Raw genomic sequence first — 8,201 nt, 5'->3', positions numbered from 1 at the left:
GGCGGGATCTCGTTTATCCGCGTCACGGACAATGGGTGCGGAATCCCGAAAGAGCAGATTCCGACGGCATTTTTGCGCCATTCCACAAGCAAGATCCAGTCGGTGGAAGATCTGTTCACGATCGGCTCTCTCGGATTTCGAGGGGAGGCGCTCTCGAGCATTGCAGCGGTAGCCCAGGTGGAGATCGTCACAAAGACGCAGGGAAGCGTGAGTGCGAGCCGGTATGAGATTGCAGGCGGAGAGGGTGGAGAAGTCCAGGAGGTCGGCGCGCCGGACGGGACGACGTTTCTGGTGCGCAACCTGTTCTACAACACGCCTGTGCGTCGCAAGTTTTTGAAGACCCCGGCGACGGAGGGCGCGCATATCGTGGATCTCGTCGAAAAGATTGCGCTTTCTCATCCGGAGATCTCGATTCGACTGATCCAGAATCATCAGAACAAACTTCATACATCCGGAAATCACAATCTCAAAGACATCATTTACACGGTGTACGGCAGGGAGATCACCTCAAACCTGCTTGAGATCGAGAGTGCCCGGGACACGATCCAGATTAAAGGATTTGTCGGAAAGCCGGTGATTGCGCGGAGCAACCGGAATTTTGAAAATTACTTTATCAACGGGCGGTATATCAAGAGCAACATCATCGGCAAGGCGATTGAGGAAGCCTACCGGCCGTTTATGATGCAGCACAAGTATCCGTTCACGCTTCTCCACATCTCAATTGAGCCGGAGCTTCTCGATGTCAATGTGCATCCGACGAAGATGGAACTCCGCTTTCAGGATGGGGAGCTGATTTTCCGCGCAGTCCGCGATGCGATCTCGGATGCGCTGATGCACCGGGAATTGATTCCGGAGGTGATTCTCGAGGAGAAACAGCCGAAAGCGCAGTCGGAAGTGACGCCAAAAGCGCAGCCGGAAAACGAGATTTTTGACGCACAAGACCGGGCCGTTTGCGAGACAAGTGAAAAGCAGTATTTTGCCGGTGAGACGGAAAAGCGTGAGCGCGTGATTCCTTCCTCCGACAGCCCATATGCGGATATGATGCAGTCAGTCACCGAGCTTGTGCTTGACCGCGGAACGCAGAAGGCACAGCTTCGAATGGGGCGGAGAGACCGTTTTGGCACTCGGGAAGAGTCGAGTCCTTATCGCACAGGATCTTTGAAAACGGAAAATGCGGAATCAGAAACCGAAGAATGTGCGGAAAAATCGGAAACTTCCGGGAAGTCGTCAGAACAACCAGTAATTTGCGTTGACCAGAGACTCACAGAAATTCTTATGAGCGAACCGCCGGAACACGCAAAAAATTTCTATCTGGAAAACAATCTGAGAGCCGAGGCGGGACTTCCTCCGATTGAGAGGGAAAATGCGGGTGAGATGCAGCCTGTAAAGGCAGAGCTTTTTGCAGATCAGTCTTTCGAGTCTTTGGAAAACTCAGAGGAAAAACTGCCGGAAGAAACGGACAAAAACATGGAAAACGCAGAGCAGGCGGATCAGACAGAACAGACAGAACAGATCGAACTGTTTGACGGAAAACTTCTCGAGCCAAAGTCGAGAAGCCGTCACAAGTTGATCGGACAGCTCTTTGACACGTACTGGCTTGTGGAATTTCAGGATCAGCTCTACATCATCGATCAGCATGCGGCGCATGAGAAAGTCCTTTATGAGAAGACGATGGCGAGTCTGAAAACGCGTGAGTATACGAGCCAGATGGTGAGTCCGCCGATTATCCTGACGCTTGGCGGTCAGGAAGCGCTGATGCTTGAGAAACATATGAAGTATTTTACGGATATCGGATTTGAGATTGAACATTTTGGCGGGCGCGAGTATGCCGTCCGGGGAGTGCCTGACAATCTGTTCTCGATTGCGAAGAAAGAACTCCTTTTGGAGATGATCGACGGACTCTCGGAGGACACTTCGGAAGAAAAAAATGCGGATATGATTTACGAGAAGGTGGCCTCGATGTCCTGCAAGGCAGCGGTAAAGGGAAATCACCAGATGAGTTTTGCCGAGGCGGATCACCTGATTGATCTTCTGCTGGATCTTGAGAACCCTTATGCCTGTCCACATGGGCGGCCAACGATCATTTCGATGAGCCGATATGAATTAGAAAAGAAATTTAAACGGATCGTATAATCATTCAAGTCGACGATCGCGGAGCAGGAACCACCGACTTCCATAAGACGGGAAGTTCACGAAGATAGATGATAGATAGATGATCGGGACGAGAGGGGGAATATCATGGAGAAGAAACTGCCGTTACTTATTTTGACCGGGCCGACTGCCGTCGGAAAGACGAATCTCTCAATCCGGCTTGCGAAGGCACTAAACGGAGAGATAATCAGTGCAGATTCGATGCAGGTCTACCGCCATATGGACATTGGATCGGCAAAGGTGACACCGGAAGAGATGGACGGAGTGAAGCATCATCTGATTGATGTGCTTGAGCCGTCAGAAGAATTCAATGTCACACGTTTTCAGAGCATGGCAAAACAGGCGATGAAGGAGATCACGGACCGGGGACATTTTCCGATTGTTGTCGGCGGAACGGGATTTTACATTCAGTCTCTCGTCTACGACATCGACTTTACTGAGAATGAGGGCGATGATTCAATTCGCAGGGAGCTTGAGCGCATCGGGGAAGAGCAGGGAAATGAAGTGCTTCACCGGATGCTTGCCGAGGTGGATCCGGCTTCTGCCGAGGCGATTCATGCAAACAACCGGAAGCGGGTGATCCGCGCGATCGAGTACTACCGCCAGACAGGAGAGCCGATCTCTGCACACAACCAGCGGGAGCGGGAGAAGACATCACCGTATGAGTTCTATTACTATGTGCTCAACTGTGACCGCAAGCTTCTATATGAGAGAATTGACCTGCGCGTCGATCAGATGGTCGAGCAGGGACTTGTCGGGGAAGTGCAGAAATTAAAAGCAATGGGATGCACGAGAGATATGGTTGCGATGCAGGGACTCGGATATAAGGAGATTCTTGATTATTTAGATGGAAAGACGACACTCGAGGAAGCCATCTATATCATCAAACGTGAGACCCGCCACTTTGCGAAGCGCCAGCTGACGTGGTTTAAGCGGGAGCGGGATGTGAGATGGCTGAATCTTGAAGAGTTTGGCATGGATCGCGAGAAAGTTTTAAATCACATTCTGGAAGAAGTCAGAGCGGGCCAGAATTAGATTCCGATAACCAGAAAATTGAAAATGAAAAATTACAAAAAGAATCCGCACAAAAATGCGGGTTCTTTTTAATATCCTTGCAAATTTTTTTGAGATGCGGTATACTATCGGCAATAGACACCCGGGGATCCATCATGTCTTGGAGGGTGTCTTTGCTATGTCTATATACAAAAAGCATTCGGGGATTTATTTCCGGATGGATCAAATGAAATTTAGATGAGATAAAAAAGGAGAACAGATGAAACTGGAAGAGATGTACGCTCAGATGGGACTGAGCCCGGAAGTCATTGCTTTTGGAGAGAAGATTGAGAAAGATTTAAAGGAACGTTTTGAGGAGATCGATGAGACTGCGGAGTACAATCAGATGAAAGTGCTTAAGGCGATGCAGGATGCGCGCGTGAGCGATATTCACTTTGCTGCGACGACCGGATATGGATACAATGATCTTGGACGTGACACGCTTGAGGAAGTGTATGCGAAGGCTTTTCATGGAGAGAGCGCCCTTGTGCGCCCGCAGCTGATCAGCGGAACCCACGCGCTTCATGTGGCCCTGTCTGGCAATCTGCGCCCGGGCGATGAGCTTCTCTCCCCGGTCGGAAAACCGTATGACACGCTCGAGGAAGTGATCGGCATCCGTGAGTCCGTCGGCTCTCTCAAGGAGTACGGGGTCGTTTACCGTCAGGTTGATCTGCTTGAGGACGGTTCTTTCGACTACCCGGCGATCGAGAAGGCAATCAATGAGAAGACAAAGCTTGTGACGATTCAGCGCTCAAAGGGATACCAGACCCGCCCGACGCTCTCTGTCGCAAAGATCGGCGAGCTGATCGCTTTTGTGAAGAAGATCAAGCCGGATGTGATCTGCATGGTTGACAACTGCTATGGAGAGTTTGTGGAGAGAATCGAGCCGACCGATGTAGGAGCGGATATGATTGTCGGTTCCCTGATCAAGAATCCGGGCGGCGGTCTTGCACCGATCGGCGGTTATATTGTGGGACGCAAGGACTGTGTGGATCGCGCTTCCTACCGCCTGTCTGCGCCGGGACTCGGAAAAGAGGTTGGAGCAAGCCTTGGACTGAACCAGTCGTTCTATCAGGGCCTTTTCCTCGCACCGACGGTTGTTGCAGGTGCACTGAAAGGTGCGATCTTTGCCGCAAATGTGTATGAGAAACTTGGTTTCCCGGTTGTGCCGAATGGAACAGAATCCCGTCATGACATCATTCAGGCAGTGACATTTGGAAGTCCGGAGGGTGTCATTGCATTCTGCCAGGGAATCCAGGCAGCTGCGCCGGTTGACAGCTTTGTCTCTCCGGAGCCATGGGACATGCCGGGATACGATGCGCCGGTTATCATGGCAGCAGGTGCATTCGTGCAGGGTGCTTCGATTGAGCTCTCTGCGGACGGCCCGATCAAACCTCCGTATGCCGTATACTTCCAGGGTGGCCTGACCTGGTACCATGCAAAATTCGGCATCATGAAATCCCTGCAGAAAGTAGTAGAAGCGAAAATTGCAACGTTAAAGTAAGAATAAATTTTTAATTTTTTAGAAATTGACACCGTATTGTCTGCGTATTATGATAGTAGAGTAATTTTTTGTCTCATCATTTTTCGTTTCGTATCTGGAGAGTCGCGTGAGGAGGAAGGATGAGTCATGTAAAGATGAAGGAACTGCCGCGGGATGTACAGCCCTATGAGCGTTGCCTGAAAGAGGGTCCCGCCTGCCTGAGTGATGCGCAGCTTCTGTCGATTATTATCCGGACCGGTTCGAGAGATGCGAGTTCTCTCGAACTGGCCCAAAAGATACTGGCCTTAAATTACCCGAAGGAGGGTATTTTAGGGCTTTTGCATCTTTCACTGGCACAGCTCACATCAGTCAAGGGAATTGGACAGGTCAAGGGAATTCAGCTTCTTTGCATCGGAGAACTCTCGAGAAGAATCTGGAACCGGAAGGTTGCGGAACAACCGCTCAGGCTGAATACACCTGAGCTTGTCGCACAGTACTGTCAGGAGGATATGCGTCATCTCGAGAAGGAAGAATTCCGCGTATTGATGTTTAATACGAAGCAGATGCTCATCGGGGATGTGACAGTCAGCAGAGGAACCGTCAATGCATCTTTGGCGACGCCGAGGGAGGTCTTTATTGAGGCACTTCGGTTTCAGGCGGTCAGTCTGATTCTCGTGCACAACCATCCGAGCGGAGATCCGCAGCCGAGCCGTGAAGATATTCTCCTGACAAAGAGAATGATGGAGGCCTCAAAGCTTATCGGGATTTCTCTTCTCGACCATGTCATCATCGGGGACAGTACCTATATCAGTTTGAAAGAACGGGGATTTTTTTAGATGGAATCAAAACGAAGCAAGTACATTTTAATTGGATTGTCTGTATTCTGTATGCTTCTGATCGGAATTACATCCTTTAAGGATGGATTTTTAAATCCGCTGCGCAACGGAATCGGATACTTTTTAAGTCCGATTCAGTCCGGAGTCAATCGGGCTGGAACCTCCCTCTACAATGGGATCAGCAATTATGCGAATCTGAAAAATGCAATGGAGGAGAAGCAGGCGATGCAGGATCAGATCGACACACTGGTGGAGGAGAACAGCCGCCTGCAGTCGGAGCAGTTTGAGCTGAACCGTCTTCGCCAGCTCTACCAGCTCGATCAGGATTACATGCAGTATCAGAAGATCGGTGCGCGCGTCATCGCAAAGGATTCAGGAGACTGGTTTCAGGTATTCCGCATCAATAAGGGATCGGCGGACGGCGTGAAAGTCGATGCAAACGTGATGGCAGGAGGCGGCCTTGTCGGGATTGTCACCGATGTCGGTGCGCACTACGCGACAGTCCGCTCGATCATCGATGATGTGAGCCGTGTCAGCGGAATGGCACAGCAGTCCGGAGATACCTGCATTGTATCTGGAGATCTGACTCTGTTTGGAGAGGGACGTCTGCGTGTCACGAACATCAGCAAAGACGGAGATGTAAAGGATGGAGACCGGATTGTGACCTCGAACATCAGTTCCAAATACCTTCCGGGCATTCTGATCGGCTATGCGACGGACATCACGACCGATCCGACGAGACTGACAAAGTCGGGATATCTCGTTCCGGTTGCACATTTTGACAGCCTTCAGGAAGTTCTCGTGATCACGACACTCAAATCTGACCAGCCGGAGCAGAATTCTTCTGGCGCTGCAAATGCATCTGAGTCCGCAGATCCGTCTGCTGCCGGTGAGAGTGAGACGTCCTCAGAGATCCAGTCACAGCAGGATGCGCAGGGAGAGGAAACTCAGGGAGAAGAATAATGAGAAGAATTCTGATTAATGTACTGCTTCTGGTTGTGGCATTCACGATTCAGAACTGTGTGTTTCCGCTGATTCCATTTCTCTCGGCGACACCGAATCTGCTGCTGATTCTGACATTCTCATTCGGGTTCGTCCACGGAAAATCAGCGGGCATGTATTACGGTCTCGTTGCGGGAATCCTGCTGGATCTGTTTTACAGCGGCCCGTTTGGATTTTATACGCTGCTGTTTGTGAACATCGGCTATTTCAACGGAATCTGTACGAAATACTATTATGAAGATTATATCACGCTTCCGCTGATCCTGAGTCTGGTCAATGAGTTCGTGTATAATTTTTATATTTATGTCCTGCGGTTTCTGATCCGAAACCGGCTCGACATTCTGTACTATGTAAAGGAAATTGTGATCCCCGAGATGATTTTTACGGTGGTGACAACGCTTCTGATTTACCGCTTTTTCCTGTTTACGGACAGGCGTCTGCGGGAGATGGAAGACAGGAATAGGAATAGGAGAGACGGATAAAACGTGCTGAAGGATTTTTTGGAAGTAATACGGGAAACCGCCAAAAAGATTCTGACGTCAAGGGTATTTGCCCTGGCAGTGGTCTTTACGGTGATGTTTGTGACTCTGATCGTCAAACTCTTTGACCTTCAGATTGTGCGGGGGCAGGAATTTCTGGATGACTATGTTCAGCTTACGGAGCGAACGGTGAAGACACCGGGAACGAGAGGAAATATCTACGATCGAAATGGCAATCTGCTTGCCTACAATGAGGCGGCGTACTCCGTGACGATTCAGAACACGGGAGTGTACAAGGACAGTGCTTCCATGAATGCGATGCTCTACCGTCTGGTAAAGATTCTCGAGAAGCACGGCTGCAACGTGCAGGGAAAACTGGAAATCGGCATGGATGCGGACGGACAGTTCACCTACACGACAAGTTCGGAGGCAGCGAGACTTCGTTTCCTTCGAGACTACTATGGAATCAAGTCAGTCAATGAGCTGACTGATTCCTCGGGGAAGTATCCGTCCGCGATCACTGCGCGTGAGGCAGTTGAGAGAAAGGCGGAGTCCTATAAACTGAACGAGATGAAGGATGAGAATGGCAATCCCCTTGTTCTGACAGACTGGGAGATGCTTCAGATCGTCAATATCCGCTACACGATGGCGCTCGTGTTCTACAAGCGCTATGAGCCGAGCACGATCACTGCGTATGTCGACGATGAGACGGTTGCGGATATCATGGAGCACGAGGATGAGCTTCAGGGAGTCGGAATCGAGGAGTCGACGATCCGCCGTTACAACGACAGCATCTACTTTGCACCGATCATCGGATATACCGGAAAGGTGCAGGAGGATCAGCTCGATCAGCTCCAGAAGGAGAATCCGGATTACGAGGCGAGCGACGTCGTCGGACGAACCGGCATTGAGGCGTCGATGGAGTCTGAGCTTCAGGGAAAGAAGGGAAGCAGAAACCTCATCGTCAATAACATGGGAAATATCATGCAGGTAGTTTCCGAGACCCAGCCGACAACCGGAAATGATGTCTATCTGACGATCGACCGGGACCTTCAGATCGGTATCTATCATCTGATCGAGAAACAGCTTGCGGGAATTGTTGCGGACCGTCTCGTCGATCACGATGTGGAGATCACGGAGAAGACCGACTCGTCAAAGATTCAGATTCCGGTAAAGGATGCTTACTATCAGCTGATC

The 8,201-nt window shown here is 50.4% G+C and carries 6 protein-coding genes and 1 pseudogene; all 7 read left to right on the top strand.

Going from position 1 to position 8,201, the window contains the following annotated elements:
- Window positions 1-2,133 (top strand): DNA mismatch repair endonuclease MutL (gene mutL / locus ACR0QE_RS12410; RefSeq protein WP_432628657.1); only part of this gene is annotated, 2,133 nt, incomplete at its 5' end.
- Window positions 2,134-2,238: 105 nt separating this feature from the next.
- A complete protein-coding gene (gene miaA, locus ACR0QE_RS12405) occupies window positions 2,239-3,186 on the top strand; it encodes a tRNA (adenosine(37)-N6)-dimethylallyltransferase MiaA (protein WP_432628656.1) in 948 nt (315 codons plus the stop codon).
- A gap of 238 nt (window positions 3,187-3,424) precedes the next feature.
- Window positions 3,425-4,708: an aminotransferase class I/II-fold pyridoxal phosphate-dependent enzyme gene (locus ACR0QE_RS12400; protein ID WP_432628655.1), complete on the top strand. Its 1,284-nt coding sequence runs from the start codon at window positions 3,425-3,427 to the stop codon at window positions 4,706-4,708.
- 119 nt (window positions 4,709-4,827) lie between these two features.
- Window positions 4,828-5,523, top strand: coding sequence for a RadC family protein (radC, locus tag ACR0QE_RS12395; protein WP_432628654.1), 696 nt, complete (start codon window positions 4,828-4,830; stop codon window positions 5,521-5,523).
- Window positions 5,524-6,486 carry a rod shape-determining protein MreC gene (gene mreC, locus ACR0QE_RS12390; protein ID WP_432628653.1) on the top strand — a complete coding sequence of 321 codons (963 nt, stop codon included), beginning with the start codon at window positions 5,524-5,526 and terminating at the stop codon, window positions 6,484-6,486. It begins immediately after the preceding gene.
- Window positions 6,486-7,007 carry a rod shape-determining protein MreD gene (gene mreD / locus ACR0QE_RS12385; protein ID WP_432628652.1) on the top strand — a complete coding sequence of 174 codons (522 nt, stop codon included), beginning with the start codon at window positions 6,486-6,488 and terminating at the stop codon, window positions 7,005-7,007. Before mreC ends, mreD begins: the two co-directional genes overlap by 1 nt.
- A 3-nt stretch (window positions 7,008-7,010) precedes the next feature.
- Window positions 7,011-8,201 (top strand): annotated as a pseudogene (locus ACR0QE_RS12380) (penicillin-binding transpeptidase domain-containing protein); the annotation flags it as partial.

This window comes from Brotaphodocola sp., assembly GCF_050873065.1.
Classification (GTDB): Bacteria; Bacillota; Clostridia; order Lachnospirales; family Lachnospiraceae; genus Brotaphodocola.
Note: the sequence above shows the minus strand (reverse complement) of the source record. Positions and strands in the feature narration are given on the sequence as shown.

Coding starts and splice junctions, on each gene's coding strand:
- miaA (WP_432628656.1), top strand. CDS start 2,239: ATGGAGAAGAAACTGCCGTTACTTATTTTGACCGGGCCGACTGCCGTC.
- ACR0QE_RS12400 (WP_432628655.1), top strand. CDS start 3,425: ATGAAACTGGAAGAGATGTACGCTCAGATGGGACTGAGCCCGGAAGTC.
- radC (WP_432628654.1), top strand. CDS start 4,828: ATGAGTCATGTAAAGATGAAGGAACTGCCGCGGGATGTACAGCCCTAT.
- mreC (WP_432628653.1), top strand. CDS start 5,524: ATGGAATCAAAACGAAGCAAGTACATTTTAATTGGATTGTCTGTATTC.
- mreD (WP_432628652.1), top strand. CDS start 6,486: ATGAGAAGAATTCTGATTAATGTACTGCTTCTGGTTGTGGCATTCACG.